The organism is Zobellia galactanivorans (assembly GCF_000973105.1).
Lineage (GTDB): Bacteria > Bacteroidota > Bacteroidia > Flavobacteriales > Flavobacteriaceae > Zobellia > Zobellia galactanivorans.
The window spans coordinates 4528257-4553938 of the sequence record NC_015844.1 but is presented as its reverse complement, the minus strand read 5'-3'; the positions used below and the strand labels follow the sequence as shown (position 1 = coordinate 4553938).

Genomic DNA, 25682 nt, shown 5'->3' with positions numbered 1-25682 from the left:
ATGAAAATAGCAATATTCAATGTACATAATTGGGAAAGGGACTATCTGCAAAATGCCAATAACGGCAAGCATAGCCTAAAAATGCTCGATACTTACCTGAGCTTGGATACGGTAGATTTGGCCAAAGGCTGTGATGCCATATGTATCTTCACCGAAGACAATGCTTCTGCCCCCATCTTAGACCGCTTGCACGAACTTGGTGTTCAATATGTAGCCCTACGTTCGGCCGGTTTTAATAATATAGATGTGCCCCATGCAAAAAAGTTGGGTATCCGCATGGCACGGGTGCCCGAATATTCGCCCTACGCCATTGCCGAGTTTACGGTAGGCATCATGCTGGCCCTCAACCGTAAATTGGTCAGAACCCATTACCGGATAATGGAAATGAATTTTTCATTGAACGGGCTCGTCGGCTTTGATATGAACGGAAAAACGGTAGGCATCATAGGCACGGGAAAAATTGGACGCGTAGTGGCCAAGATTTTACATGGGTTTGGCTGTAAACTATTGCTTTATGACATTGTTGAAGATAAATCCTTGGTAGAAAAATACGATGCCACTTATACCGATCTGGATGCCTTGTGCCAACAATCCGATATTATTACCCTTCATGCCCCCCTAAACGAAAAGACCCATCATCTTATTGATGCGGATAGGATTTCGAAAATGAAAAAAGGGGTAATGTTGATCAATGCCGGACGGGGAGGCTTAGTAAATACCCAAGATGTCATAAACGGACTCAAATCTGGGCAAATAGGCTATTTCGGGATGGATGTCTATGAAGAGGAAAAAGGACTCTATTTTGAGGACCATTCCGATGATATCCTTCAAGATGATGCCATGGCCCGTTTAATGACCCTTAGAAATGTATTGATCAGCAGTCACCAAGCCTTTTTGACCGATACCGCCCTTGAAAACATTTCACAAATCACCTTTGACAATTTGGAATGTATGGAAAAAGGAAATGCTTGTAAAAACGAAATAAAATAAGCCTATCATGGGAAAATTAATATTGGTCAGGCACGGAAAAAGTCTTTGGAACGTAAAAAATGTTTTTACGGGATGGACGGACATTGACTTGGCACCGGAAGGTATGGAAGAGGCCAGAAAAGCCGGGGAACTGATAAAATCCAACCTTATTGAGATAGACCTTTGTTTCTCCTCCTATCTAAAAAGAGCCATCCGCACGGCCTGGATCATATTGGAAACGGCAGAGATGATGCACGTAGACACCCGCTATAGCTGGAAGTTGAACGAAAGACATTATGGCGATTGGCAGGGAAAGAACAAGGACGAAGTGCTAAAAGAGGTAGGTGAAGCCTTCTTTTTAAGCGTTCGTAGAGGTTACGATACGCCCCCTCCCAGCCTTTCCAACACCGATAAAAGGAATCCTGAATTCGATTCTAATTATAAGGCCTTGGACACCTCTGTTTTACCCTTGGGCGAATCGCTTAAGGATACTTCAAAACGAGTGGTCAATTACTTTTTTGAGGCCATTGCACCTGAATTGGCCAAGGGCAAAACCATATTGATTGCCGCTCACGGAAATTCATTACGGGCCCTTATCGAATATTTAGAACATATTTCATCCGATGAGATCGCCAAAGTAGAAGTGGCCACGGGTGTACCCCATATGTACGCCTTTGACGATAAACTCAATATTACCGAGCACTACCCATTACGATAAAACGAACGAATCTGTATTAAAAATTCCTAAGATGGCACAAATAATCACACTTACCGTAAACCCTGCGATTGACAAAAGCACTACCGTGGCAGGCATGAGCCCTAACACGAAATTACGCTGTGCCGAACCCAGTTATGATGCCGGTGGCGGAGGCATAAACGTATCACGGGCCATTCGAAAATTAGGGGGAACATCACTTTGTAGCTACTTTGCAGGTGGGCCAACGGGAGAATTTTTAAAAAAGCTCTTAACCGAACAAAACATAGAACAATCGGTAATTCCCATTGAGGGATGGACCCGTGAAAACCTTGCGGTAACCGATACCACTACGAACCAGCAATATCGATTTGGGATGCCGGGTCCGCCCGTAAAGGAAGTAGAATGGAAATCTGCCTTAACGCAACTCGAACAACGACTCCATGAAGGAGACTATTTGGTGGCCAGTGGAAAACTTCCTCCCCATGTACCAGAGGACTTCTATTTAAAAGTAGGTCGCATGGCCGAAAAAAAAGGAGTCCGGTTTATTCTTGACACTTCGGGCGAAGCGCTTATGGAAGCCGCTAAGTCAAAAGTTTATATGTTGAAGCCCAATTTGGCCGAACTAGGGGCCCTATGTGGGGTGGCTTCTATAACCGATTTAGACTTGAAGCCCTTGGCCCAACAGTTTTTAGAGCGTCATGATTGCGAAGTTCTTGTCGTTTCCTTAGGGCCAAAAGGCGCTTTATTGGCCACAAAAAATACAATGGAACAGATACCTGCTCCCGTGGTTCATCAAAAAAGTACCATTGGTGCCGGAGATAGTATGGTTGCCGGAATGGTCATGAGCTTGATATGGGGCAAACCCTTGAGCGATATGGTCAGATACGGCGTAGCCTGCGGAACTGCCGCTACCATGCACCACGGTACCCAACTCTGTCATAAGGAAGATGCAGACCGGCTTTATGATTGGATAAAAGGACAAAAACCTATTTAAAATACAAATAAAGCACCCAAAATGGAACTTGAATACTATTTGAAAGAAGAAACGGCGTCTTTGTTAGATCATACATGTACGACCATTCCCAACGATAAACTGAACCTGCCCGGACCTGATTTCACCGATCGCATTATGGCACCGACAGATAGGTCTAACCGGGTTTTAGGAAGCATACAACAGTTATTTGATCACGGTAGGCTGGCCGGTACGGGCTACCTTTCGCTCTTACCGGTCGACCAGGGCGTAGAACATTCCGCAGGGGCCAGCTTTGCGCCCAATCCCGACTATTTTGATCCCGAGAACATTGTAAAACTCGCTATTGAAGGAGGGTGCAACGCCGTTGCCTCAACCCTCGGTGTGCTCGGTGCCGTCTCAAGGAAATACGCCCATAAAATTCCTTTTTTGGTCAAATTGAACCATAATGAGCTCCTATCCTACCCCAACACTTTTGATCAAATCTATTTTGCCCAAGTAGAACAAGCCTGGAACATGGGCGCCGTAGCCGTTGGGGCCACTATTTATTTCGGCTCTCCAGAATCTGACAGGCAAATACAGGAAACCGGCAAAGCCTTTAAACGTGCCCATGAATTGGGCATGGCCACGGTTCTTTGGTGCTACCTGCGCAATGATGCTTTTAAAAAGGGCAAGGACTATGCCCTTAGTGCCGATTTGACCGGACAGGCCAACCACCTTGGGGTAACCCTGGAAGCCGATATCATCAAACAAAAACAAGCGAGTAACAATGGCGGTTTTCTTGCCCTAAAAGACTTTGGAAAAACCAGCGACCTTGTCTACAGTACACTCACTAGCGATCACCCCATAGACCTGACCCGTTACCAAGTGGCCAATTGCTATATGGGCCGGTCGGGACTCATTAACTCCGGAGGGGCTTCGGGCAAAGACGATTTTGCCACAGCCGTACGTACGGCCGTAATCAATAAAAGAGCGGGTGGTATGGGACTGATTTCCGGTAGAAAGGCCTTTCAAAGACCGATGAAGGAAGGAATCAAGTTACTAAACCTTATTCAGGATATTTATTTAGACCCATCAATTACGATAGCTTAAAATAAAAATAGACCCTTATGAAAATGATAGAAGGACGCTCTTTTCCAATACTCCGAAATTCCCTAATACCATTGGCCATAGGGTCCCGAAAGAACCTAGGCCATAAAAACGGCATTGTATTGGCCGGGGACATAGGGGGCACAAAAACCAATCTCGCCCTTTTTGAATACAAAGACGGCCATCTTTCCCCCTTAAAACAAAACTCGTACAAAACCAAAGACTACAATTCCTTACTCGAGATCATACATGAGTTTGAAGTAAAGGAAATAACCCCAATCGATAGTATGTGTTTTGGTGTAGCGGGGCCCATAACCAATGGCAAGGTGTACGGTACTAATTTCCCCTGGGGCATCGATGCCCAAGAACTGACCCGTGAACTTCACCTTAGATCCGTTTTTCTAATAAACGATATGCAGGCCAATGCTTATGGTTTGGCGGCCTTAGGGGAAAAAGACCTTGACCCCTTAAAATACGGCTCGCAAATAGAGGGTAATGCCGTGATTATATCCCCGGGCACAGGCTTAGGGGAAGCCGGTCTGTATTGGGACGGCAAGGCCTACCACCCCTTTGCCTCCGAGGGCGGTCATTGCGATTTTAGCCCGAGAAATGATTTCGATTATGAGATTTGGAAGTACTTTCAGCAGAAATATGGCCATGTAAGCTGGGAACGCCTATTATCGGGACAAGGCATTCGCGATACCTATCAGCTCATTCGCAATGTCAGTGGTGAAAAGGAATCCGATGCCTTTAAGGCGAAAATGGCCAAGGAAGACCCTGCGGCCGTAATTACCAAGACCGCTATAGAAGGGACAGATCCGGTCTGTATGGAAACCCTTGATCTTTTTGTCCGCTTTTTGGCCATAGAGACTTCTCAACTAGCCTTAAAATTCAAGGCTACCGGAGGGATTTTTATTGGTGGGGGCATCATGCCCAAAATAATAAAGGGAATGAACCGGGAAGCATTCAACGATAATTTTATGCAATCGGGACGTTTAAACTCCCTTTTGCAAATGGTTCCCGTAAACGTTATTCTCAACGACAATACGGCATTGCTCGGAGCAGGCTACTATGCGGCCATGTCACTTGAGTAAAACACTTGTTAGTAGATAAAAAAAGACCGTGGACTTAAGGGGTTCACGGTCTTTTTTTTAGCTATAACTTATCCATTTCAACATCGTATTCGACCACTTTAAAAAGTCGCCTTCTATTTTCCCTGACATTCTTGACAAATTCAGCCATGTCTTCCTCGAGCTCGGCGTGTTCCTCCCTAAAGGCCTTTTCGTCTTGGCTTTCGGAATTGCCAATAATGTTGGAAAGATGCGATAGATGGGTATCTACCCGCTCTAGGAGTTGGTCACAATCCCTTGTGTCTTTCAAGATACTTTCCCCTACTCTACGGATGTTTTCCAAATCAGCTTCGGCCTTTATCCATAAAAAATATTTATCCTCAAGATGTCGCAAGAACTTAAGGTCGTCCTTATAGAACAAAAGGTCAGACTTCCAATGCTCGGTCAAGACATACAGTTCTTGCCAATTGCCTTTCTCGATAAAATCGCCCTTGGGCCTAGTTCTAAAATTATCCATGTAGTAACTATTTTATAGAAAACAATGATTTTTTCTTTTCTTCAATATGAATCAGGACTACTCCAATACAAGAATGGGCACCTTGGAATTTTGAATCAACGATTGCGTCAACTGTCCTTGGGAAGGAGCGCCATGTTTCGCATGGTTTCGGGGAAGGATGGCGACAAGGTCTATATCATGCTTTATGGCATAATTGGAAATTCCTTCTAAAACATCATCATTTTTAATGAAAACACGTTCTTTATAAAAGGTTTCAAGATAATACTCTATGGCTTTCTCGTTCTGCTCTTCCTCTTTGCTATAGCCATAGATGCCAGGCTCGTTTTCAACGGTCAGCACATGCACTTTGGCATTGCACTTTCGGGCTATCCTCAAAAGACTTCCCAACACCTTGGCGTCATCGATCTTTTCCTTGCCCAAAACCAAGGCTATCTGCGCCAGATTGTACTCTTTATAGCTATGCGGAACCACCAAAACCGGACATTTACTATCCAATACAAGTTCTTCGGTATTGGTATGCTGCTTTTCCCCATGGCCTTCAATACCCGATGTTCCCATTATAATGAGGTCTATCCGCTCGGTTTTCTTAATATCCAACAAAGTCTGGACGAGACTTCCGTTTTGTATTTTCCATTCAAGTTTGTTCTTCAGCTTTCCCCTATATTTTTTCTCCAATTTCTCAAAATTCTCTGGCAATAACTCGAGATTACAGCTTCCTGAAACATAAGCCAATACAATTTTAATATCATCAAGCCGACCTACAAAGCCTATGGCATATTCCAATGCCTTTTTTGATGCCTCCGTAAAATCGAACGGTACTAGTATTGTCGATATTCTGTCCATATTAATTTGTCTTTGAATAAGGTTTTATAATCCTATTAAACCAAAAATACCCTGAGGTCTCAAGAAAACCCATGACCTGTATCATATGCCGTTATTTTAAACAAAGGGTCTAACTATTCAGGCTTATCCCTAATTTTGGCAGTTCTAAAATTTGGGCTTTACAATTTTCCATTTGTTCGCCTTGTCCTTTACGGCCAAGAGATGGTCCGAAATCATCTTGGCCTGTAATTCCGGTAGCTTATATAATTTTCCAGACATTACGATATTCTGCCGTTCTTGTATGGGCCATATCATTTCACCTACTTCATTGACCACGACCTCGGTAAAGTCATAATCGTAAATCTTTAATTGAAAGGTATTTTTCCCTCTTAGCGATTTACTTTCGTAAATACCCACGGCATGGCCTTCACTGAAGGGACTGACGTTCAAAAATTCAGCCGGTATGGCCATGTTTCCCTTTTTATCTATAAAGCCGTATCGGGCAATACCATCCTCTTTTACTTCCCTCACCACACAGCGTCCGTTCTTGAACTGGGGATAGCCAATACCTTCAACCCCCGGATTATCGGTTTGTGGATTTTTATTCCAAACCAGGTCATTCCTAAAACCAATAACCAATTGTCCTTCTTCATCAATAAATCCCCATTGGTCTCCCTTTCTAACCGCCGCCAAACCATCACTAAAAGGCGTGATTTGGTCGAGTTCGGCCACTGTGGGTTTATTGATTTGTTCTACCGTCTGTGAAATACCTAAATAAGGTATCAACAATAAACATGTGATAATAAGTAAGTGTTTCATCTTTCATTATTTTTTTGTGTTCACCCAAAGGTATGTGCTGCTTGTTTGGCCGGAAATGACTTGGGTCAGTTGCTTCATAGTTTTATAAAGCCCGCAAAAAAATGTGATACCGGGCCTTATCTTGTATAGGCTTCTGGCCTATCATGGCCATGCCTAGCGTTGTTTTCCCCTTCCAAACGCATAAATTCCCCTTCTTCCCTGATTTAAATCATAGTTTACCATAATCCTTTAAAATAGTTTTGAGCTTGTTTTAAGTACACGATCAAATCACTCCAATAGTTTAAACTGAAAAACATAGCGCCATGATCAAAGACTATTCAAAACGGTATAACGACCTTACCCGATCAATAAAAGAATTAGGTGTCAACATTCCCGACACCATCGGTGGCTTTAATAGCCTTCACAAGGCCAGTACCGCCGAGGGCGTACTTTCCTCAAAGACCAAAGAACTCATTGCCCTGGGCATCGCCATTACCGTCCGCTGTGACGGTTGTATTGCCTTTCACGTAAGCGACGCCTTAAAATCGGGAGCCAGTGCCGAAGAAATTCTAGAGACCATAGGCGTTGCGATAATGATGGGCGGAGGCCCTGCCCTTATATATGGCTGTGAAGCTTTGGAAGCATTGAACCAATTTGTGGTAATGGAATAATATGAAACAGCAATCGAACACAAATACCCCCAAGGGGAAGAAAGCCCCAAAACCAAACCCGCCTTCAGGCGGACTAGGATACTATTGGGTCTACTTGCTACTTTTTATCTTTTTAATGGCATTTACCTTTTTCTCCAACCCTATTTCAGGAGCTAAGGAAATCAGTTGGACCTTTCTTCAAGATTCGCTTTTAACGCAGCAGAAGGTTTCTAAAATCACCGTGGTCAACAGGGAGTTCGCAGAGATCTTTACCAAAAACCAAGCCGTTAAAGACCCAAGCTCCACAGGTCAAGCCCCTAGTTGGTTCAGCTCCGTTGAAAGTGCGAAATACCGCATAACCATCGGCTCGGTCGAGAATTTCGAGAGTAAGCTACAGACGGCACAAGCCGATTTTTCGCCTGAGGACAAAATCGACATTCAATACCAAAACAGGACAAGCTGGATAAGCCTATTATCATGGATTTTTCCCATAGCCCTATTGATCCTATTCTGGTTCTTTATACTCAAGCGCATGGGAAGCGGAGGTCCTATGGGTGGTTCAATGCTCAACATAGGAAAGTCTACGGCAAAACTGGTGGAAAAGGGAACCAAGAGCACCGTCACCTTTAATGACGTAGCCGGCCTCAAGGAAGCAAAGGCCGAGGTTATGGAGGTCGTAGATTTTCTCAAACACCCTGAAACCTATACCGAATTAGGCGCTAAAATTCCCAAGGGAGTTATGCTCGTCGGCCCACCGGGAACGGGAAAAACACTGATAGCCAAAGCCGTGGCGGGAGAGGCCCAAGTACCTTTCTTTTCCATGTCCGGTTCCGAGTTCGTTGAAATGTTCGTAGGCGTTGGAGCCTCTCGGGTTCGCGACCTCTTCAAAAGGGCGAAGGAAAAGACCCCGAGCATTATTTTTATCGACGAAATAGATGCCGTGGGTCGCTCACGTGGTAAAGGCGGCGGATTTCAGTCTAACGACGAACGCGAAAACACCCTGAACCAACTCCTGACCGAATTGGACGGGTTCGGCCCCAATACCGGGGTCATTGTCTTGGCAGCTACCAACCGCCCCGACGTACTGGACAAAGCCCTCTTGCGCCCCGGAAGGTTCGACCGCCATATTTATCTCGAACTCCCCACCAAGGAGGAGCGCATGGAAATATTCAAGGTCCACCTTCGCCCACTCAAACTGGCCAAAGATGTAGATGTGGTAAGCTTGGCCGAATTAAGTCCCGGATTTTCAGGAGCCGACATTGCCAATATCTGTAACGAGGCAGCCCTTATTGCCGCCCGGAAAAAGAAAAAAACGGTACACTACCACGATTTTCTCGAGGCAAGGGACCGTATCGTAGGCGGAATGGAACGAAAAAGTAAAATCATATCCCCAAAAGAAAAAGAAACCGTAGCCTATCATGAAGCCGGTCATGCCGTAGTAAGCTGGTATCTAAAGCATGTTGATTCTTTGGTAAAAGTGTCAATCATACCGAGGGGCAAATCATTAGGTTCTACCTGGTACCTCCCCGAAGAAAGACAAATTGTTACCAAGGCACAGTTCATCGATCAGATGTGCGCCTCCTTAGGCGGGCGGGCGGCAGAGGAAATTGTATTTGATGAAATCTCATCCGGCGCCCTAGACGACCTGGAAAAGGTCACCAAGCAGGCCTATGCCATGGTTTCTTATTACGGACTTGACAAAAAGATTGGGCCTATGAGTTTTTATGACTCCTCGGGTCAAAACAATCAACTGCTAGGCAAACCTTACAGCGAAGCTATGGCCGAACTGATAGACAATGAGGCGCAAGCCCTGATCCAAACAGCTTATGAGAAAACCAAGACGTTATTGTTGAGGCACCGAAACGAACTGGAAAACCTGGCGCAGCTTCTACTCAAGCAAGAGGTTGTGGAAAAAGACGATCTGGAAAAACTTTTGGGAAAAAGGATAGAAAATAAAACCAAGGATAACAGCACCCATGACGACAGCCCATTGTCGCTTCTAAACACACATAAGCCCTAAGGCCAACCGTGTCATCGACCTTTGATTTCCGATAGACCGAAGCTTCAAATATAGCTTGTCTGGATAAAAGTCGAAAGTATGACTTTCGTCATACCAATTGTGCCCAGATAATTACACCTTTGGTCATAGCATTTATTCAAAGTGAAATTCTTACGAACCTAATTTATAGAGCGATTATGAAAACAGCAACAATTTACAATTCCGACTTACATTTTGAACACCAACAATGGAAATCTGAGCTGGCCTTTTGGAAAGATGAACTAAAATCTTTTAACAACCGATTGAAGGAGTTGGTAAACCGTTGGACCGATAAGGAAGTACTCGCACAACTAGAACATTTTCAAAATGAATTTATCTTACACTCAGGTGTTATTGAAGATTTGCAGGAAACCATAGCGGAACACGAAATGAATATTTCAAAGCAAAGAGACAATAACCATGAGTCGATGGATGTCACCATGGTCAAGAACCACATACAGTTTCGCGAGAAAATGGAAACCCAAAGACAGATTTACGCCGACCTTAAAAAAGAGTTCTTCCGTTTTCTAACGAAGTATATGTAATACATCCATAGCATATGGCAGCATTCAAACTCCCGAAGCAACAGGAAATAAAAAGGTACGCCACACTGTTCAACGTCCTCGCCAAATATGGTTTTGAGGACGTTTTGGCAAATAGCGGTATTATAAAGGCTATCCCTAAAACCTACTTAAACCAACACCCCGATACCGAAAAAAACCTTTCATTTTCTACTTACGAACGTATTCGTATGGTGCTCGAAGAACTGGGGCCCAGCTATGTCAAGCTAGGCCAGATCTTTAGCAATCGGGAAGACATGCTTCCTCCTGAACTCATTAAGGAGCTTGAAAAATTACAAGACCATGCGCCCCAATTAAAAAACTTTGATGTACAAAAGGTACTTGAAGAAGAACTAAACATTTCCCTCCCCGACCATTTTCTCTCGGTGGATCCCGAGCCCTTGGCCGCTGCATCTTTGGCCCAGGTGCACCGGGCACAATTGTTGACCGGCGAAGAAGTGGTCTTTAAGATTCAGCGCCCCCTTATAAAGGAAATCATAGAAAGTGATCTGCTGATCATGAAGCAGCTAGCCCGAGCCCTTGAAAAATACAGTACCCATGCACAAGCCTTACAACCCGTACGTATCGTCGCTTCCTTTGAACAAAGTATTCACGAGGAGCTTCAATTTTTACGGGAAATAGAAAACACAGAAAGGTTCGCGAGGAATTTTGAGGACAATGAGCTGATTCATGTACCCGTAATCTATCGCCACTTTTGTACCGACAGCCTTATCTGCATGGAATTTCTCGACGGTATCAAAGTCTCTGAAATCGATAGGCTCAAAGCCGCAAATATAGACCCTTCGGCCGTAGCCAAAGTTGGGGTCGACCTCTACCTGGCCCAAATTCTTGAGCACGGATTCTTTCATGCCGACCCACATCCGGGAAACATTTTTGTGCTTCCTACAAGCGGACAAATCTCCTTTTTAGATTTTGGTATGATGGGTAGCATCATGCCGAACGACAAGGAAGTCCTAGGAGACCTACTCCTGTATTTCTTGAGGAAGGACGTCAAAAAAATTAGAATCCTCCTTGAGAAAATTGCCGTAAAAACCGATATTCCCGATCAAAAGAAGCTCGAGCAAGATATATATGAATTGGTATCAGGGGTCAGCGATACCGCCCTACAGAACGTAAAGATAGGAAGCACCCTCACCCAGTTCAAAACCGTACTGTACGAAAACAAAATTGTCTTGCCCCACTATCTCTACATGTTGATAAGGGGACTTATCATCATAGAGGGCGTAGGCCGAAAGCTAGATCCCGCATTCAACATTTCCGATAATCTAGAACCCTATACCGCGAAAATCATCGGCAGAAGGTTTAACCTAAAAAGGCTCTTTAAAAAGAACCTAAGCCGCTTTCAAGACCTTAATGAGCTCATAGACACCCTACCCGATGATATCAACTCCATTTTAAAAAAGATAAAAGATGGTAAATTAGTGGTGGTGCATGAACATAAGGGCTTAAAAGAATTCCAGACCGCAACCAGCAAATCGGTGAACCGTTTGGTCTTTGCCGTCATTATAGCCGCCCTTTCCATCGGGTCGTCTATTCTGGTCATGGCACAAATGCCTCCCTTGATCAACGGCATTCCCTTGTTGGGAGCCATGGGCTTTGTTCTTTCGGCCCTATTGGGGTTTTATATTGTGATATCCATATTCAGGAACGATCAATTCTAAATGTTCTACGACCACTAATCTAAAAGCCTATGGTGACTTTTGAAGGTATAAACGAATTTATGGACAGCTATATTCTCGGCGTACTCATCAGTATGGGAATAGGCCTTATCATCGGCTTGGAACGGGAGTATAACAAATTGAAGGATCAAGGTTTTGCGGGCATCCGTACCTTTCCCATTGTCGCCATACTGGGCTTCACCCTAGAAAACCTGAGCGACAAATTTACGGTTTGGCTATTGATCGTCGGCCTTGCCTCCTTTATATTGTTCTTGGCTTTCAACCATATTTATCAAAAACAAGAAGAATATAGCAAGGGCCTGACTACCAATCTAGCCTTGATCGCCACTTTTATCTTAGGGGTCATGGTATCGGCGGAATACTATAGGGACGCAGTGGCCACATCGGTGATTCTCGTAACGCTACTTTCCCTAAAAACAAGGTTTCGAACGGTAATCAGCAACATCACTTCCGAAGAGCTTTTTGCCTTTATCAAGTTTTCCATTATTGCCCTTTTGATATTGCCCTCCCTACCTAACAAAAGCTACGGATCAAATGGCTTATTGAATCCGTTTGAAATCGGTTCTATAGTAGTAATCGTATCCTTTTTAAACTTTATAGGTTATTTTTTGGTGAAATATGTAGGTTCTAAAAGGGGCATATTGCTAACGGCCATCCTTGGCGGTCTAATATCGAGTACTGCCGTTGCATGGAGTTACGCCTCCCGTAGTGAAGAATCACCCGAACTCTCAAAAAAATACGCTGCCGGAATCATTATTGCGTCGGCCATTATGTTTCCTAGATTGGCTTTTTTGGTATATATCTTCAACAGCGCCCTTTTGACCTATTTGGCACTTCCATTTACCTTGTTGACCTTGATCTGCCTGGTCGTATCCTTAGTACTCATCCAAAGGGACACCAAAAAACCCGATACCAACATTAAATTGGGCAACCCGCTCAATATACTGAACGCCATTGGTTTTGGCGCCATTTATGTGGTCATCCTATTCGCTGTTTTCTATAGTAATAAATTCTTTGGCGAAAGCGGATTGTATTATTCTGCCCTTATTTCAGGCTTGGCCGATACCGATGCCATTACCATTAGCATGGCGAAATTTTCACTCGATACCGATAAGCTAAATTTGGCTTCTTTGGTAATCATTGCCGCTGTTTTAAGCAACATGCTGGTCAAACTGGGAATCAGCATCCTCAAAGGCTCAAAAACTACCGGAAAACTTGTTGCCTATACTTTTGGGGCCATCATTCTTGTCAGCGTAATCTATATTCTTTCCCACAACATTTAACAAAATATCCCAATTATTCCATTGGTATGATTTAGGTCATTCCAATTGGTATCGAGACAGGGCACCTTTGCACCTGATAAGGTTAAACTCTTATATACAGATGAAAGATCGGGTTAGAAAAAGGTGTAAAGCGTCATTCACCAATATGACGCTCCTGCTGTTGATAATGCTCTCGTCATATATACAGGCGCAAGAGCAAGAAATAAGTATTTCAGAAGCATTGGAACTCAGTTATGCCAACAATGAAAAAATCAAGCAATATAACGAGCGTGTACAGCAGAAAGTCTACAACGACAAAGCGGCCAAAGGCAACTTTCTCCCTTCCTTGAACCTCTTGGGCGGTTATACTTATCTCAACGAAAACATTCAGGTCAACACCTCTCAGATTTCCACTTCCCTAGATGATCTGGGGGGGAAATACGGTGCGGCATTTGTAGCCGCTTACGGCGAGCAAATAGGTTTGTCAGGGCTAAGCACAGAAAGTGCCTATAGTACATTGGTAAGTGTATTGGGCCAATTCCCACCCTACCCGAATATGGAAATAGACAACCGGCAATTCCCTACAGCGGCATTAACGGCGACACAACCCTTATTTACCGGTGGAAAAATCATTGCCGCCAAGAGATACGCCAAGGCGGAGTTGCGTTCGGCCGATATTGAACTAAAACAGGTAAAGGATGAAATCGCGAACGAACTTATCGAACGCTATCTAAACGTAGTGCTATTACAACAGGTGGTCAAGACCCGACAGGAGGTTTATGACGCAATGCTCAAGCATAAAGAGCAGGCAGAGCGTTCGGTCCAACTGGAAATTCTCCCTAAACACGTATTGCTAAGGGCCCAAGTAGCGGTAGCCGATGCCCAAAAGGATTTGAACAACGACCTGAACAAAGAAGAATTGGCCACCATGGCCTTACGTACTACCATGAACTTGGCGGATACGATTCCCTTTAAGGTAATGGATAGCATTTCTTACAAAGAACTCTATCTCGATTTCAACGAGCTGTTGACCACGGCCTATGCAAAACAACCTGTTTTAGGCTTAATAGACCAAAAAGAGGAAATGGCCAAACAGGCACTGGCTTTGGAAAAATCGAAGTTTATGCCCAACATAGCGGCTTTTGGTACGTACAATATGTTCCGCGATGAACTGCCTGTAGTCCCTCCCCAATTTATGGTCGGCGTTCAGGCCCAAATCAATCTCTTTAACGGGTTTAAGGACATCAACCAATTGAAATCAAGCAAACACTTGGAAAAAGAAGTCAAAAATGCCAAGGATTATGCCTTTAAGCAAATTCATTTATTGGTACAATCCAACTACGTTACCGCACGTAACCAGCAAAAACTATACAACAGCCTAACAGCTACGGTAGAATTGGCGAAAGAGAATTTACGGATCAACACCAGAAGGTTTGAAGAAGGTCTGGGAAAATCCATAGATGTAATCGATGCATCGCTGTTGTACAAGCAATCCAAAATAGAGCAATTGGTAGCCCTCAATGGGTACTACCAAGCGATTGCCAATCTCTATACCGCCATAGGAGAACCCGAAAAAATAATACCGTTTATCAATAAATAGGCACATCATGAAAAAAGCATATATAACCTTGGCCCTACCTATACTGATCATCGTCTTTGCCATTGCCTTCTTTTTCATTAAGGCGAACAGCAAGGAAGAAACCATCTATTCCGGCATGTTGGAAACCACAGAAATAAATGTGTCCTCTGTGATTTCCGGGAGGGTACTCAACCTATTGGTAGAAAAAGGAAGCACCGTAGAAAAGGGAGATGTACTGGCCAAGTTGGAACCCGATATATTGAACGCTAAGAAGGGCCAGGCCCAAGGCATGGTCAAAGCTGCCAAATCCCTTTTCAACAAAGCGGAATACGGAGCGCGACAAGAAGAGATAAATGCGCTTCAAAACCAATATCAAATGGCTAAAAGTCAATTTGATTTTGCCGAAAAAACCTATAAGCGGTACCAAGCCCTTTATGCCGATAATATCATCTCAAAACAGGAAATGGATGAACTCCAATTCAAGTACGATGCGGCCAAAGAGCAGATGAATGCGGCCAAATCGGTTTGGGACATGGCCAAAAAAGGAGCGAGAAAAGAAGATATAAGTGCGGCCTACGGCAGTTATGAAAGTGCTAAAAGCGCATATAACGAAGTTGAGGCATTTTATGACGAGCTACAAATCGTAGCCCCTGCCGGAGGAATTATCAGTAATCAGATTGCGGAAGAAGGAGAAGTCATGGCGGCCGGATATCCTATCGTGACCATACAAATTCCCGAAAAGGTCTATGCGATCGTCAATGTAAGGGAAGACGACCTGTCCGATTTTAAAATGGGCCAAGTCTATAAGGCCACAGTGCCAGGACTTAGCAATGAAGAAATAGATTTTAAAGTCAGTTACATTGCTCCCATGGCCGATTTTGCCACTTGGGTTCCGGTAAAGGCAAAGGGCGAATATGACCTAAAAACTTTTGAAATTCACTTAAAGCCCCAAGACCGTATATTGGAACTAAGACCGGGCATGTCCATACACTTTCACAAATAATATTATGTTAGGCAACTGGGGTATATATCGTGTTTTTAAGCGGGAATTGCTGCGACTGGCACAGCAAAAATCCGTTCGGAACCTATTTATTATCGTGCCGCTTTTGGCATTTTTTATACTTGGCGCCATATACTATAAGGGAGCGCTAAGAGAATTGCCCATTGCTGTTTACGATAACGACAACAGTTCTATGAGCCGTACCTATATCAGGTTTTTAGAGGCCTCGCCCACTTTTAAGATTACCCATTACATTTCCTCTGATGAAGACATTGAAAGGGCCTTTGTAAAAAATGATGTCGAGGCGGTATTTTACATTCCTAAGGATTTTTACAAAAACGTATTAAAAAAAATACCGGTACAAGTAAAAATATACAGCAACTCTACCAACATTGTCTTTGGAAACCTGGTATACCGATCAGCGGTTCAGATAAGCCAGTTGCTAAGTGCTTCCGTTGCCATCAAGCGAATGGCACCCTTGGGCATAGACCCAAGTAAAATATCGGGAACCGTTCTCCCCATTCAGGTAAACTCCCGGGTTCTGGGAAATCCCCAATACAATTATAGTTACTACTTAATTCCGGGGCTAAGCATCGTACTATTGCAAATGATCGTATTCATTGCTGCCTCTAGGGCCTTTAATAACGAATGGAAAAACAACACTTTTCAAGGACTGGTTACGGCTTCAAAAGGAAACTTTCTTTCTATGCTCTTTGGAAAATACTTAGCGTTTCTGGTCTATGGCCTTAGTTTATGTGGAATGGTTCTGGCCGTATTGTTTCCCGTTTTCGGAATACCGGTTTATGGAAACATAGGTGGCCTAATGGCCCTACTCTTTCTTCTGATTACGGTAAATATCTTTTTGGGGTTTGGACTCTCCTTACTGTTTAAAAATGAGCTTATAGCACTTGACCTTGCCATCTTCTATAATTCGCCGGCATTTGTCTTTAGTGGGTTTACCTTTCCCATATGGGCCATGCCTTGGATCAACCGAGCTTATGCCGATATCATTCCCTTTACCCATTTTCTGACCGGCTTCCTTAAGATTTACCAGTTAGATACTCCGGTTCATTTTATATGGCCCGAAATAGGGAAGTTGCTGGTATTTCTCTTGGCTGGATTTATATTGATTTTAGGAGGATTGACCTTGAATGGAAAGCTCATTTTTCCCGTAAAAAAAATAGAGGCGATATGAACTTAAAAATCATCTGGAAACTCATACAAAAGGAAGCGCTTTTAGTAGTTAACGACAAAAGCATTCTCCTTGTTCTTTTCGTTGCCCCCTTTCTATATCTTTTTATGATAGGGACCACTTACATCAAAAAAGACGAAGAAAAAGTAAGCGTCGGTGTGGTCGATATGGACCATACAAAAAGTAGCAGAACATTTTTAAATAAGCTCAATGCGACCCAAAAAGTAGACTTGAACCATGCGTATTACAGTCTACCGGAAGCCCATATGGGTATTTCCGCCTTTGATGTGCAAGGCTATGTCTATATCCCGTACGGCTTTGAAAAAAAACTAAAAAGAAAAGAAACCGCCCCTATCGGACTCGTATTGAACAACACCCGTTTTTTACCCTCTAACGACATCAACAAAGCCGTTAATTTGGTCTCCTTGGACTACGCCCTAGAGTCTCGGGAAAAATTCTTTGAATCAAAGACGATCCTACCACAGTTGGCCAGCAGTAATGCCGATCCTGTAAGGGCGCAAGTCAATTCGGTCTACAACCCTACCAATAATTACGGCGATTTTTTATTGCCCTTCGTACTGTTTCTCATACTGCATCAAACCCTACTCATAGGTCTGTCGGAAAGCGTGGCATCGGATCGTGAAAAAGGACTCATGAAAGTTGGTTTTAAGGATAGCAACAACAACTTTATCAATTATATATCAGGAAAAACCGGAATCTACCTTCTCTTGTTCCTAGCTTATAGTTTCTTTGTGCTTTTGGTAGTGTTTCCTTTTTTTGATTTACCCATCCACGGAAACTTCCTTGCCCTCATGGGAGGCTCCATCATTTTTCTTTTGGCCACCCTCTTATACGGATGGTTCTTTGCCTCTTTCTTTAATACGGAAACTGGGGCTATGGAGGTCATTGCTTTTACCTCTTATCCCGTATTTTTAATTACGGGGGTAACCTGGTCTATAAATGAGATGCCATTGTTCGTTCAATTTATATCAAACCTTATTCCCCTAAGACCTTTTTTCGTCTTGCTAAAAAAACTTGCCATCATGGGGGTCGACAGTCATTTTTACCTCAACGAGGTCATCCACCTTTTAATTTTATTGCTTGTGGGGTATGTGGCCGCGTTTTTCAGGTTTCGTTACCTACAAAAAGGAGAGCCAAAACTAGCGGACAATAGGCCGGTTCCCCTATCGAGCGATTGAAATTTTGTTGCCACCCCCTTCTTTTTACACATCTTCGGCCGAACCGATCAAGGATCCATCTGCTTATTATATAAAAACAGCCCTTAGTTTCAATGACTGAAACCAAGAGCTGTTTTACTAGGGGCTAAAAACCCCTAAACTATTGAAATAAAACGTGTTTCTTTTGCTTACGGATACCCCATCCCCACAACGTTATACCCGTAAGCTTAGAAACTTAAAGATTTTTCACATAACCGAAAACCATCTTTTTAAACTCACGAAAGTTATCCGTAAAGGTTTCCATTCGTTTTTTGAGTTGACGGTGCTTCTCCCTGTAATCCGCATCGGCCAGACCGCTTTCTCCCATTTCCAAGCGAGAGAGCAACCTTTCGTGCTCTTCGATATCATCGGACAAATAATCGAACAATTCGGAATGTACCGCATCCAAATTTTCAAGAATTTGGTTGTATGCCGTTTGTGCGGCATCTTCGGTCTTTCCCTTCTCTATCAAATCGGCAAAAAAACGGGCCTCATCTTTATAAAAGGCTATATTGCTCAACCATTCCCTACTCTCAAAATGAAGCACCTCTAAACTTGCCCCTAAAAGTAATTCGGTTTTTGGATTCAGTGTTTGTGTTTTCATACTCCTATGCTTTTAAAAGTTTTAATATTTATGGCACCAATGAACTCATGGTGGTCTTAAACATATATCAATTGTTGACGGCCTACTTATTTCTTAACTTCATATCTATTAAAGAAACTGACTTCAAGGGTCTTTCTGGCATTTTCCAAAAGTTGCTTCACTTCTTCCAAGCTTTGGTTTCTGATCATGGCGATTTCATCTACCGAGAAATGAAATTCCGTGGCCAGTTCAAATACCGTACGCATGGGCAGTGGAAGATTGTGCAGTACCATGGTGGTATGCCTCCTAATATTTTCCCGTCCCAATTCCTTATCTAATTGCGCTATCAACTCTTTATTATGGTCTTCTATAAAGACATGGTTCAATACGTAGTCGTTCTTAGCATAAGATATATCATCGAGTTCGTCGATCATGACAAAATCACCATCACCATCGGTACTGAACTTTTCCTCCATGGCATCCCATTCAGGTCGGGAATAATCATCGATATTCTTCAGAAAGTAGTCGTCAAACTCCTCATCTACAATCGTCTCTTCCAAAAGCTCATCGGCTTTTTTGAACAACCATGGATGTAGCTGTTCTTCGCTGTCCACCTCAAAAAAGTTCGTATAAGCCTCTATAAATAGCTGATCTACAAAATCATCTACTTTGTACTTTCCCTTCGGAAGATTTCCCTTGCTCAGGGCCGCGGCCAACCTTTTGCCAATGTAGCGCTTTACCTGATACAGGTCTTTTAGCAGCAGCTTATTGAAGGAGGTTTGGTCGTTCTGTTCTTTGAAGCGGGTAAGGTCAGAAAAGGTACTCGCTACGAATACGTTAAATTCTTTTTTATTTTCATAATATTCAAGAGTGTCCATGCTATGTGTTTTTGATTAGAATACATCATAAAATTGCGGCTATATGTGCTAGAAAACTATGACCTAGGTCAGTCGCATCATATAAAGCGTATTAGGGTTTGTCCATATCGACCGAAGTGTCCAATTTCAATTCCAATTTTTCAAGATCGAAACGATGGCCCCTAGCCACGAACAGAGTTGCACCTTCACTTAACTTTTCAACACATGCCAAGGCTTGTTCCTCGCTCACTCCCAATCCCCTTAATATACCATAAGGTCCTCCGGAAAGCACCCCTATCGCGCGGTTGCCCACAGGGTCAAGAAAGGTCGAGACCAAGAAACCTGCAACGAACAAACGCCCTAATTCGGGGTTATAGAAGGTGTTGAAGGCGGTATCTTCACCTAGAAGTTCCTTAAAAAAATGTCGTAATTGCGTTTCTTTGAACGTCAATTCTTTGGAATTGTCCGTATAATCATCTTGTAGATTACCGATTACCGATATTACAATTTTATCAAAATCCATCTGACCGACCACTTTTAAGGCCTTTTCCAAATCTGAAATTTGGTCGTACGGTTTTAGAAAAACCTGTTTTTGTTCTGTTTTCGGGACGTGCATATTCTTTTAAATTAGAGACCGCATGGTCATAAACTCGGAGCATTCTCCTTCGCTAAAGTACAAGTAGATATTTTCTATATGCCTGACCTAGGTCATATGGTCAAAAATTTTACCTGACTAACTTTACCATTCACAATTCATACTAATTAAAAACAAAAATCATGGCAAACGATAGTGGAAACATTCTTCTTGCTCTATTGACAGGAGCAGCAATCGGTGCGGGTATCGGAATACTTTATGCCCCCGACAAAGGAGTTGAAACAAGACATAAAATCAAAGACAAGGCTTTGGATGCCAAACACGACCTAACGGAACGAATGGCACATGCCAAAGACGAACTGACCAAAACGGCCAACGAAAAGAAAGAAGAGTTCGAACAAAAACTAGATGAGACCATTAGCAATATGAGTTACAAGGCCGATGATATCATATCTACTTTAGAACGTAAACTGGAAGACCTTAAGAAGAAAAACGCCCAACTACACAAATAGTGCGATATGGCATTTGAAACATTAAAAAAAGACCTCATTGACGTAGATGCGGATATGAGGTCTTATCTTGAAACCAGCGAAGAATATTACAAGCTCAAATTCTTTAAAGTACTCATGGGCTCCATTACGACCCTGGCCCAATCTTTAATCATAGGGGCTGTACTATTTTTAGCCTTGTCCATGGTATCCTTGGGTATCTCCCTCGCCCTTAATGAGGCTATGGGAAGTTTCTATTCGGGCTTTTTGATCGTGGGCGCTTTTTATATAGTTGTGGCCCTTATCTTTTATTTCTTCAGAAGTGTATTGCAGCGGCCATTGCTACAAAAATTCTCAAAACATTATTTCGACCGGCCATGACAAAAAAATATAGTTCGTTTTCGGAAATAGACCATGATCTGAAAATTTTACGACTCCAACGTGAAATTGCGAAGGAAAGCTTGAAACTTGACCTAAAAATCACAAAAGACCACCTCGAGCCAAGGCAAATGATACAAACCGCAAGCTTTGACATTAAACGGTCGTTAATCGATTTTGCCCTGAGCAAGGGACTTGAATGGCTACGTCGCCTAGGGCGGAAGTCATAGCCTTAACCTAGCAGGTCAACTAGCCAAAGTCGGCCACCTGTTGCAATTGTTTTTTATCCGAGAGTATAATTCTACGCGATTCGCCCAATTGGATCAACCCTTTATCCTTAAAACTCGATAGTACCCGTATGGCCGTCTCCGTCGCCGTACCGATCAAGCCCGCAAAATCTTCCCTAGAGATACTGATACCCATATCATCATCTTTGATAAGCCCTTTATCGTACAGTTCCAACAAAGCGGTAGCGGCCCTTTTACGTACCGAATCGAAGGCCATGCCCATCAATTGGTTTTGCATATGAAGAACATTGTTCGAGATCATACCGATAAACTTATGCGATACCTCTTTATTGTTGAACAACAGTTGGGTGAAATCTTTCTTGGGAATACTACATATTTCACAGTGACTAAGGGCCACGGCCGTTTCCGTATACATACCCGAACTTCCCAAGACACAAAGTTGCCCTATAAAATCGCCCGCACTGAACATGCCGGTCACATACTCTTTACCGTTTTCATTGTGCTTGTACGTTTTAACCTCCCCACTTTGTATAAAGTAGAGATTATGGGCCATGCTCCCTTCCGAAAAAATCTCTTCTTTAGGCCTATACTGGGTCAAGCTACGGTCAGCCGAAAGATCTTTTAGGTTTTGATATTTTGAAGCCTCCTTTATAAAATCATTGATGCCTTGTACATTTCTTGAAAATTCTTTGCGCAAAAAGGAATTCTTCCTGAGCCGTGCCTCTATGGCTTCGATCAAATCTATGGCCTCAAAAGGTTTGGTCAAGTAATCGTCGGCCCCCATGGCCATTCCCTTCCGCAAATCGGATTTTTCCGATTTGGCCGTTAAAAAGATAAAGGGGATACAGGCCGTTTTTTGGTCTTGGCTCAGTTGTTCAAAAACGCCATAACCATCCATTTCGGGCATCATTATATCGCAAAGAATTAGGTCGGGGGCGAAAGACCTCGCCTTTTCAATACCGATTTTGCCGTTTTCGGCGGTGGCTACCCGGTAATTTTCAAGTTCCAGAATTTCCGCGGTCATTTCACGTACATCGTAATTGTCTTCAATAAGCAGTATTTTTTTCATTTGTCAAAAGATTTAAGGGGAGTTCTACGATAAAAGTGGTGCCTTGGCCAAGTTGGCTCCGAAAGCTGATAGTTCCGTTCATTAAAAGCGTGTATTGCCTTACAATGTTCAAACCTAACCCTGTACCTTGAAAATTGGTGGCATTTTTTGCCCGATAAAAACGCTGGAACAGGTAATCTTGATCCTCTGCCGGTATTCCGATACCCCGATCCGCAACCTCAATAAAAAGCTTATCGTCCTTGGTATCGATTTTTAACGTAATAGGCTTGTGCTCTTCAGAATACTTTATGGCGTTAGACAATAAATTATGTACAATATGTCTTAGTAATTTGGTGTCAAGCCCTACTTCTATACGCGAACGGCTGTTAATGACATCTATGGTCTGTCCGTTCTTTTTCACACCTTGGACCTCTTCTACCAATACCTCTATAAATTCAACAAAATCGAACAAGATGGGCTGGGCCACTACCTTGCCCTCTTCCAATTTACTTAAAGATAGGAAATCGTTCAGTATGTCTACCAAATTTTTCACACTGCCCTTTATGGTTTGAATATACTTTGTTCGCTTTTCTTCCTGACCGTCGCCATTTCGCCTTTCAATAAGGTTGGTTGCCGATAGAATGGCACTTAAGGGAGTTCTGAACTCATGGGAAGCCATTGAAATGAATCTAGATTTCAACTCGTTGAGTTCCTTTTCCTTTTGCAGCGTATTGCGAATCTCGACCTCTACCCGTTTTTGGTCGGAAATGTTATTATAGACGATCAAGGCCTGAACCACCTCTTGCTCCTCATTGAACAAAGGGGTGGTATTGACCAAATACGATTTGCCTTGTACTTTCGCCTCAAAGGAGCGATGTTCGCCTTTTAAGGTCTTTAGTACGTTTTGCTTCACTTTTTTCTTTAGTTCGGCAGGAACATTGTTTAACTCGTCAATGGTATCCCCCACTTGTATAGCCTTCCTGAAATTGAGTGTATCGAGATCTTCGCCCTCTATGAACACTACACGTAAATGCATATCGACCACCCCTACAAAGCCCTTGGGAAAATTTCTAAAAATGGTAACCAACAACTCTTGACTGGCAATAGCACTGTTTTCGGCGGTCTTGGTAATCTGAATTTGATCTTCGAGATTCATATTCGACTCCACCAACTTCCGCACCATATCCTTTAATTCAACGGTACGTTCGGCCACCTTGTTTTCCAGTGCTTCGGCATAGACGGCCAGTTCTTCCCTACTCTTCCGTAGCGCTGCGCTGATATTGTGCTGCTCAATGGCCACACTTGTGGCCTGGGTGATATTATATATGATTTCCTTTTCGGTATCGAGCGGTATTCTCGAAACATTGAAGTAAATGGCAAAGGTGCCCAGCAATTCTTGGTTGGACGAAAATATAGGGAAGGACCAACACGCCTTAAGGTTGGCTTCCTCGGCCAATTCCCTAAATGCGCTCCAAAGCGGATCACTAGAGGTATCGGAAACAATGATTTCTTTTTTTAAATAGGCCGCTGCACCACAAGACCCGTTTTCTGCTCCTATTTGCATTCCCTCAATGGCATCCGTAAAGCTTTTCGGCACGTTTGGTGCCGCCAATTGCCTTAAACTGCCCGTTTCCTTATCCAATAACAGAATTGACCCATGGCAATTGGGAATGGCGGTTTCAATGGTCTCTACAATTTTATAGGCAATGTGTTCCAATGGTTCATGTTGAATGATCATATCCATAACATGGGATTGCCCGATCTTAAAAAACTCCTCTACCTTATGGGCCGTAACATCGTTATGTACCCCAACAAAATGGGTCAACACCTTTTCTTCATTGTATATGGGCGTAATACTCACCTCGTTCCAAAACAAGGAACCATCTTTTCTATAATTACGCAACACCACACGGCAATCCTCTCCATTTCTAATAGCCTCGGACATTAATTTGATCTCGAACTGATCCTTGTCCTCACGCTGTAAGAAACGACAATTCTTCCCCATAAAATCGTCCTCATCATATCCCGTGGTCTTACAAAAGGCCTCATTGGCATATATAATAGGATGGTCGGGCTCTCGGGCATCACAAATAATAATCCCGTTGGCCGTTGCCGCCAGAGCCTGATTGCGCACATATAGAATATTCTCTATGGCCCTTTCGTTCGTAATATCACGGATAATGGTCAGAAGGCGGTTTTTGTCCATAGGGACAATACGGCCTTCGTAAAATTGCCTTCCCTTCTCCCCGTCAAAATTGTACTCTACAAATTGTATTTCGTTAGTTTTAATAGTTTTATCGATTCCATCGCGAATCGCCTGGCAAATATGGGGCGGCAAGAGTTCTTTTATATGCCCCCCTATTATACTAGACGCCGGAGCGAACAATTTTTCGGGTTCGGGTACATAGTAGTCAAGAAATTCCCCTTCATAATCCAATATAAACATCATATCGGGCAAAGCCTCTAGCAAAGCTTTGTTCTTGGTCAGGTTTTCTTCGAGTTGCTGTTCGGTTGCCTTTTGTTCCGTGACGTCTTGTATGGTGCCGAACCATTCCAAGGGCTTGCCCTCATTGTCATATGAGGCCTTACCCCTTGCCGTGATATATCGTATGCTACCATCGGTTCTGACCATTCTTTTATTGTTGGAATAGGAAGTTTTGTTTTCAATGGCGTATGCAATGTCGTCTATGGTAGCTTGACGGTCGTCTGGATGAATGAATTGTAGGACCGTATCAACATTTAACCGCTTATCACCAGGAGGCAGGCCGCATATTCTATAAAATTCATCCGACCAGTTTCTTTCATTGGTCCTCAGGTTCCATACCCAGCTACCGATATGGGCCAAACTTTGTGCCTCGTTCATTTTCTCGGCACTGACGGCGGCCTTTTTTTCGGCCAATAAACGATCGGTTATATCTATGACAAAGGCAACCACAACGTTTTCATCGTTGATTTGGGTCGGACTCAAACTGATTTCCACAGGAAACTGTGAGCCGTCTTTTCTCAGGGCCCATAGATTCCCTCCTTTTCCCATAGGTCGGGACGTAGGTTTTTTGGCAAAGTTCTTTCTATGGTTTTGATGGGATTTTCCATATTGGCCCGGCACAAGGTCTTCTACCGTTTTATGGGCCAATTCACCCGGTCCGTAGCCGAACATTTTTTCTACTGAAGGGTTGGCCCTGAAAATGCGCCCCTTATAGTCCACCACAATAATACCTTCTACCGAAGATTCAAATATTCCTTTGAAAAGGTCATTGTCTTTTAGTTTTTCTACCATTGGGTACAGTCTAGAAGCCTTATTTTCAAACTAAATTACAAAAAAGGCGGGGCCACGTTGCAAAATTGGGCCTATAAA

General features: G+C 43.2%; 25 protein-coding genes. 17 read left to right on the top strand and 8 right to left on the bottom strand.

Annotation, left to right across the window (positions count from 1 at the left end):
* Genes ZOBGAL_RS18215 through glk form a run of 5 tightly spaced genes read left to right on the top strand, consistent with a single transcriptional unit; the run spans position 1 to position 4819 of the window.
* Entirely contained in the window at positions 1–990 is a 990-nt protein-coding gene (locus tag ZOBGAL_RS18215; RefSeq protein WP_013995196.1) for a 2-hydroxyacid dehydrogenase, read from the top strand.
* Positions 991–997: 7 nt separating this feature from the next.
* Entirely contained in the window at positions 998–1687 is a 690-nt protein-coding gene (locus ZOBGAL_RS18210) for a 2,3-bisphosphoglycerate-dependent phosphoglycerate mutase (protein ID WP_013995195.1), read from the top strand.
* Between the two features lie 31 nt (positions 1688–1718).
* A complete protein-coding gene (locus ZOBGAL_RS18205) occupies positions 1719–2660 on the top strand; it encodes a 1-phosphofructokinase family hexose kinase (protein WP_013995194.1) in 942 nt (313 codons plus the stop codon).
* A gap of 21 nt (positions 2661–2681) precedes the next feature.
* A complete protein-coding gene (locus ZOBGAL_RS18200) occupies positions 2682–3728 on the top strand; it encodes a class I fructose-bisphosphate aldolase (protein ID WP_013995193.1) in 1047 nt (348 codons plus the stop codon).
* A gap of 17 nt (positions 3729–3745) precedes the next feature.
* Positions 3746–4819 carry a glucokinase gene (glk, locus tag ZOBGAL_RS18195; RefSeq protein ID WP_013995192.1) on the top strand — a complete coding sequence of 358 codons (1074 nt, stop codon included), beginning with the start codon at positions 3746–3748 and terminating at the stop codon, positions 4817–4819.
* Between the two features lie 61 nt (positions 4820–4880).
* Here glk and ZOBGAL_RS18190 read toward each other — a convergent pair whose 3' ends face one another.
* From ZOBGAL_RS18190 to ZOBGAL_RS18180, 3 genes are all read right to left on the bottom strand, one after another.
* Positions 4881–5312 carry a hypothetical protein gene (locus ZOBGAL_RS18190; protein WP_013995191.1) on the bottom strand — a complete coding sequence of 144 codons (432 nt, stop codon included), beginning with the start codon at positions 5310–5312 and terminating at the stop codon, positions 4881–4883.
* 57 nt (positions 5313–5369) lie between these two features.
* Positions 5370–6155 (bottom strand): universal stress protein, encoded by a 786-nt coding sequence (locus ZOBGAL_RS18185; RefSeq protein ID WP_013995190.1) that lies wholly within the window; start codon positions 6153–6155, stop codon positions 5370–5372.
* 144 nt (positions 6156–6299) lie between these two features.
* On the bottom strand, positions 6300–6953 hold the full coding sequence (locus tag ZOBGAL_RS18180) for a WG repeat-containing protein (protein WP_013995189.1): 654 nt from the start codon (positions 6951–6953) through the stop codon (positions 6300–6302).
* Positions 6954–7255: 302 nt separating this feature from the next.
* On the opposite strand from ZOBGAL_RS18180, the gene ZOBGAL_RS18175 reads away from it, so the two are divergent.
* The 9 genes from ZOBGAL_RS18175 to ZOBGAL_RS18135 all read left to right on the top strand — a co-directional run bounded on the left by ZOBGAL_RS18175 (position 7256) and on the right by ZOBGAL_RS18135 (position 18112).
* On the top strand, positions 7256–7603 hold the full coding sequence (locus ZOBGAL_RS18175) for a carboxymuconolactone decarboxylase family protein (RefSeq protein ID WP_013995188.1): 348 nt from the start codon (positions 7256–7258) through the stop codon (positions 7601–7603).
* Between the two features lies 1 nt (position 7604).
* Positions 7605–9602 carry an ATP-dependent zinc metalloprotease FtsH gene (ftsH, locus tag ZOBGAL_RS18170; RefSeq protein ID WP_013995187.1) on the top strand — a complete coding sequence of 666 codons (1998 nt, stop codon included), beginning with the start codon at positions 7605–7607 and terminating at the stop codon, positions 9600–9602.
* A gap of 176 nt (positions 9603–9778) precedes the next feature.
* The gene (locus ZOBGAL_RS18165) at positions 9779–10165 is read left to right on the top strand and encodes a hypothetical protein (RefSeq protein WP_013995186.1); all 387 of its coding nucleotides are present in this window, start codon (positions 9779–9781) and stop codon (positions 10163–10165) included.
* 14 nt (positions 10166–10179) lie between these two features.
* Positions 10180–11862, top strand: a complete 1683-nt coding sequence (locus tag ZOBGAL_RS18160; RefSeq protein WP_013995185.1) for an ABC1 kinase family protein — start codon at positions 10180–10182, stop codon at positions 11860–11862.
* Between the two features lie 29 nt (positions 11863–11891).
* Positions 11892–13163, top strand: a complete 1272-nt coding sequence (locus tag ZOBGAL_RS18155; protein WP_013995184.1) for an MgtC/SapB family protein — start codon at positions 11892–11894, stop codon at positions 13161–13163.
* Positions 13164–13263: 100 nt separating this feature from the next.
* Entirely contained in the window at positions 13264–14742 is a 1479-nt protein-coding gene (locus ZOBGAL_RS22900) for a TolC family protein (RefSeq protein ID WP_013995183.1), read from the top strand.
* Positions 14743–14749: 7 nt separating this feature from the next.
* Entirely contained in the window at positions 14750–15724 is a 975-nt protein-coding gene (locus ZOBGAL_RS18145) for an HlyD family secretion protein (RefSeq protein ID WP_013995182.1), read from the top strand.
* A gap of 4 nt (positions 15725–15728) precedes the next feature.
* A complete protein-coding gene (locus tag ZOBGAL_RS18140) occupies positions 15729–16916 on the top strand; it encodes an ABC transporter permease (RefSeq protein ID WP_013995181.1) in 1188 nt (395 codons plus the stop codon).
* Positions 16913–18112: an ABC transporter permease gene (locus ZOBGAL_RS18135; RefSeq protein WP_013995180.1), complete on the top strand. Its 1200-nt coding sequence runs from the start codon at positions 16913–16915 to the stop codon at positions 18110–18112. Before ZOBGAL_RS18140 ends, ZOBGAL_RS18135 begins: the two co-directional genes overlap by 4 nt.
* A gap of 214 nt (positions 18113–18326) precedes the next feature.
* On the opposite strand, the gene ZOBGAL_RS18130 is transcribed toward ZOBGAL_RS18135, so the two are convergent.
* The 3 genes from ZOBGAL_RS18130 to ZOBGAL_RS18120 all read right to left on the bottom strand — a co-directional run bounded on the left by ZOBGAL_RS18130 (position 18327) and on the right by ZOBGAL_RS18120 (position 20186).
* On the bottom strand, positions 18327–18734 hold the full coding sequence (locus ZOBGAL_RS18130) for a hypothetical protein (protein ID WP_013995179.1): 408 nt from the start codon (positions 18732–18734) through the stop codon (positions 18327–18329).
* An 86-nt stretch (positions 18735–18820) separates the two neighbouring features.
* The gene (locus tag ZOBGAL_RS18125; protein ID WP_013995178.1) at positions 18821–19591 is read right to left on the bottom strand and encodes an RNA polymerase sigma factor; all 771 of its coding nucleotides are present in this window, start codon (positions 19589–19591) and stop codon (positions 18821–18823) included.
* A gap of 91 nt (positions 19592–19682) precedes the next feature.
* Positions 19683–20186, bottom strand: coding sequence for a hypothetical protein (locus tag ZOBGAL_RS18120; RefSeq protein WP_013995177.1), 504 nt, complete (start codon positions 20184–20186; stop codon positions 19683–19685).
* A gap of 161 nt (positions 20187–20347) precedes the next feature.
* Between ZOBGAL_RS18120 and ZOBGAL_RS18115 the strand changes: the two genes are divergently transcribed.
* The 3 genes from ZOBGAL_RS18115 to ZOBGAL_RS18105 are packed head-to-tail and all read left to right on the top strand — an operon-like array spanning position 20348 to position 21261.
* Positions 20348–20677 (top strand): YtxH domain-containing protein, encoded by a 330-nt coding sequence (locus ZOBGAL_RS18115; RefSeq protein ID WP_013995176.1) that lies wholly within the window; start codon positions 20348–20350, stop codon positions 20675–20677.
* 6 nt (positions 20678–20683) lie between these two features.
* On the top strand, positions 20684–21034 hold the full coding sequence (locus ZOBGAL_RS18110; protein ID WP_013995175.1) for a hypothetical protein: 351 nt from the start codon (positions 20684–20686) through the stop codon (positions 21032–21034).
* A complete protein-coding gene (locus tag ZOBGAL_RS18105; protein ID WP_013995174.1) occupies positions 21031–21261 on the top strand; it encodes a DUF6327 family protein in 231 nt (76 codons plus the stop codon). Before ZOBGAL_RS18110 ends, ZOBGAL_RS18105 begins: the two co-directional genes overlap by 4 nt.
* A gap of 19 nt (positions 21262–21280) precedes the next feature.
* On the opposite strand, the gene ZOBGAL_RS18100 is transcribed toward ZOBGAL_RS18105, so the two are convergent.
* Positions 21281–22348 carry a response regulator gene (locus tag ZOBGAL_RS18100; RefSeq protein ID WP_013995173.1) on the bottom strand — a complete coding sequence of 356 codons (1068 nt, stop codon included), beginning with the start codon at positions 22346–22348 and terminating at the stop codon, positions 21281–21283.
* Positions 22326–25604, bottom strand: coding sequence for a PAS domain S-box protein (locus ZOBGAL_RS22895; RefSeq protein ID WP_013995172.1), 3279 nt, complete (start codon positions 25602–25604; stop codon positions 22326–22328). Before ZOBGAL_RS22895 ends, ZOBGAL_RS18100 begins: the two co-directional genes overlap by 23 nt.
* Between the last annotated feature and the right edge of the window lie 78 nt (positions 25605–25682).

What these genes read in the sequence shown, in the direction of transcription:
- ZOBGAL_RS18200 (WP_013995193.1), top strand. Translation starts at nt 2,682, where the DNA reads ATGGAACTTGAATACTATTTGAAAGAAGAAACGGCGTCTTTGTTAGAT.
- ZOBGAL_RS18110 (WP_013995175.1), top strand. Translation starts at nt 20,684, where the DNA reads ATGGCATTTGAAACATTAAAAAAAGACCTCATTGACGTAGATGCGGAT.
- ZOBGAL_RS22895 (WP_013995172.1), bottom strand. Translation starts at nt 25,604, where the DNA reads ATGGTAGAAAAACTAAAAGACAATGACCTTTTCAAAGGAATATTTGAA.
- ZOBGAL_RS18175 (WP_013995188.1), top strand. Translation starts at nt 7,256, where the DNA reads ATGATCAAAGACTATTCAAAACGGTATAACGACCTTACCCGATCAATA.
- ZOBGAL_RS18160 (WP_013995185.1), top strand. Translation starts at nt 10,180, where the DNA reads ATGGCAGCATTCAAACTCCCGAAGCAACAGGAAATAAAAAGGTACGCC.
- ZOBGAL_RS18135 (WP_013995180.1), top strand. Translation starts at nt 16,913, where the DNA reads ATGAACTTAAAAATCATCTGGAAACTCATACAAAAGGAAGCGCTTTTA.
- ZOBGAL_RS18125 (WP_013995178.1), bottom strand. Translation starts at nt 19,591, where the DNA reads ATGGACACTCTTGAATATTATGAAAATAAAAAAGAATTTAACGTATTC.
- ZOBGAL_RS22900 (WP_013995183.1), top strand. Translation starts at nt 13,264, where the DNA reads ATGAAAGATCGGGTTAGAAAAAGGTGTAAAGCGTCATTCACCAATATG.
- ZOBGAL_RS18215 (WP_013995196.1), top strand. Translation starts at nt 1, where the DNA reads ATGAAAATAGCAATATTCAATGTACATAATTGGGAAAGGGACTATCTG.
- ZOBGAL_RS18205 (WP_013995194.1), top strand. Translation starts at nt 1,719, where the DNA reads ATGGCACAAATAATCACACTTACCGTAAACCCTGCGATTGACAAAAGC.
- ZOBGAL_RS18130 (WP_013995179.1), bottom strand. Translation starts at nt 18,734, where the DNA reads ATGAAAACACAAACACTGAATCCAAAAACCGAATTACTTTTAGGGGCA.
- ZOBGAL_RS18185 (WP_013995190.1), bottom strand. Translation starts at nt 6,155, where the DNA reads ATGGACAGAATATCGACAATACTAGTACCGTTCGATTTTACGGAGGCA.
- ZOBGAL_RS18210 (WP_013995195.1), top strand. Translation starts at nt 998, where the DNA reads ATGGGAAAATTAATATTGGTCAGGCACGGAAAAAGTCTTTGGAACGTA.
- ZOBGAL_RS18105 (WP_013995174.1), top strand. Translation starts at nt 21,031, where the DNA reads ATGACAAAAAAATATAGTTCGTTTTCGGAAATAGACCATGATCTGAAA.
- ZOBGAL_RS18180 (WP_013995189.1), bottom strand. Translation starts at nt 6,953, where the DNA reads ATGAAACACTTACTTATTATCACATGTTTATTGTTGATACCTTATTTA.
- ZOBGAL_RS18140 (WP_013995181.1), top strand. Translation starts at nt 15,729, where the DNA reads ATGTTAGGCAACTGGGGTATATATCGTGTTTTTAAGCGGGAATTGCTG.
- ftsH (WP_013995187.1), top strand. Translation starts at nt 7,605, where the DNA reads ATGAAACAGCAATCGAACACAAATACCCCCAAGGGGAAGAAAGCCCCA.
- glk (WP_013995192.1), top strand. Translation starts at nt 3,746, where the DNA reads ATGAAAATGATAGAAGGACGCTCTTTTCCAATACTCCGAAATTCCCTA.
- ZOBGAL_RS18115 (WP_013995176.1), top strand. Translation starts at nt 20,348, where the DNA reads ATGGCAAACGATAGTGGAAACATTCTTCTTGCTCTATTGACAGGAGCA.
- ZOBGAL_RS18165 (WP_013995186.1), top strand. Translation starts at nt 9,779, where the DNA reads ATGAAAACAGCAACAATTTACAATTCCGACTTACATTTTGAACACCAA.
- ZOBGAL_RS18120 (WP_013995177.1), bottom strand. Translation starts at nt 20,186, where the DNA reads ATGCACGTCCCGAAAACAGAACAAAAACAGGTTTTTCTAAAACCGTAC.
- ZOBGAL_RS18190 (WP_013995191.1), bottom strand. Translation starts at nt 5,312, where the DNA reads ATGGATAATTTTAGAACTAGGCCCAAGGGCGATTTTATCGAGAAAGGC.
- ZOBGAL_RS18155 (WP_013995184.1), top strand. Translation starts at nt 11,892, where the DNA reads ATGGTGACTTTTGAAGGTATAAACGAATTTATGGACAGCTATATTCTC.
- ZOBGAL_RS18145 (WP_013995182.1), top strand. Translation starts at nt 14,750, where the DNA reads ATGAAAAAAGCATATATAACCTTGGCCCTACCTATACTGATCATCGTC.
- ZOBGAL_RS18100 (WP_013995173.1), bottom strand. Translation starts at nt 22,348, where the DNA reads ATGAAAAAAATACTGCTTATTGAAGACAATTACGATGTACGTGAAATG.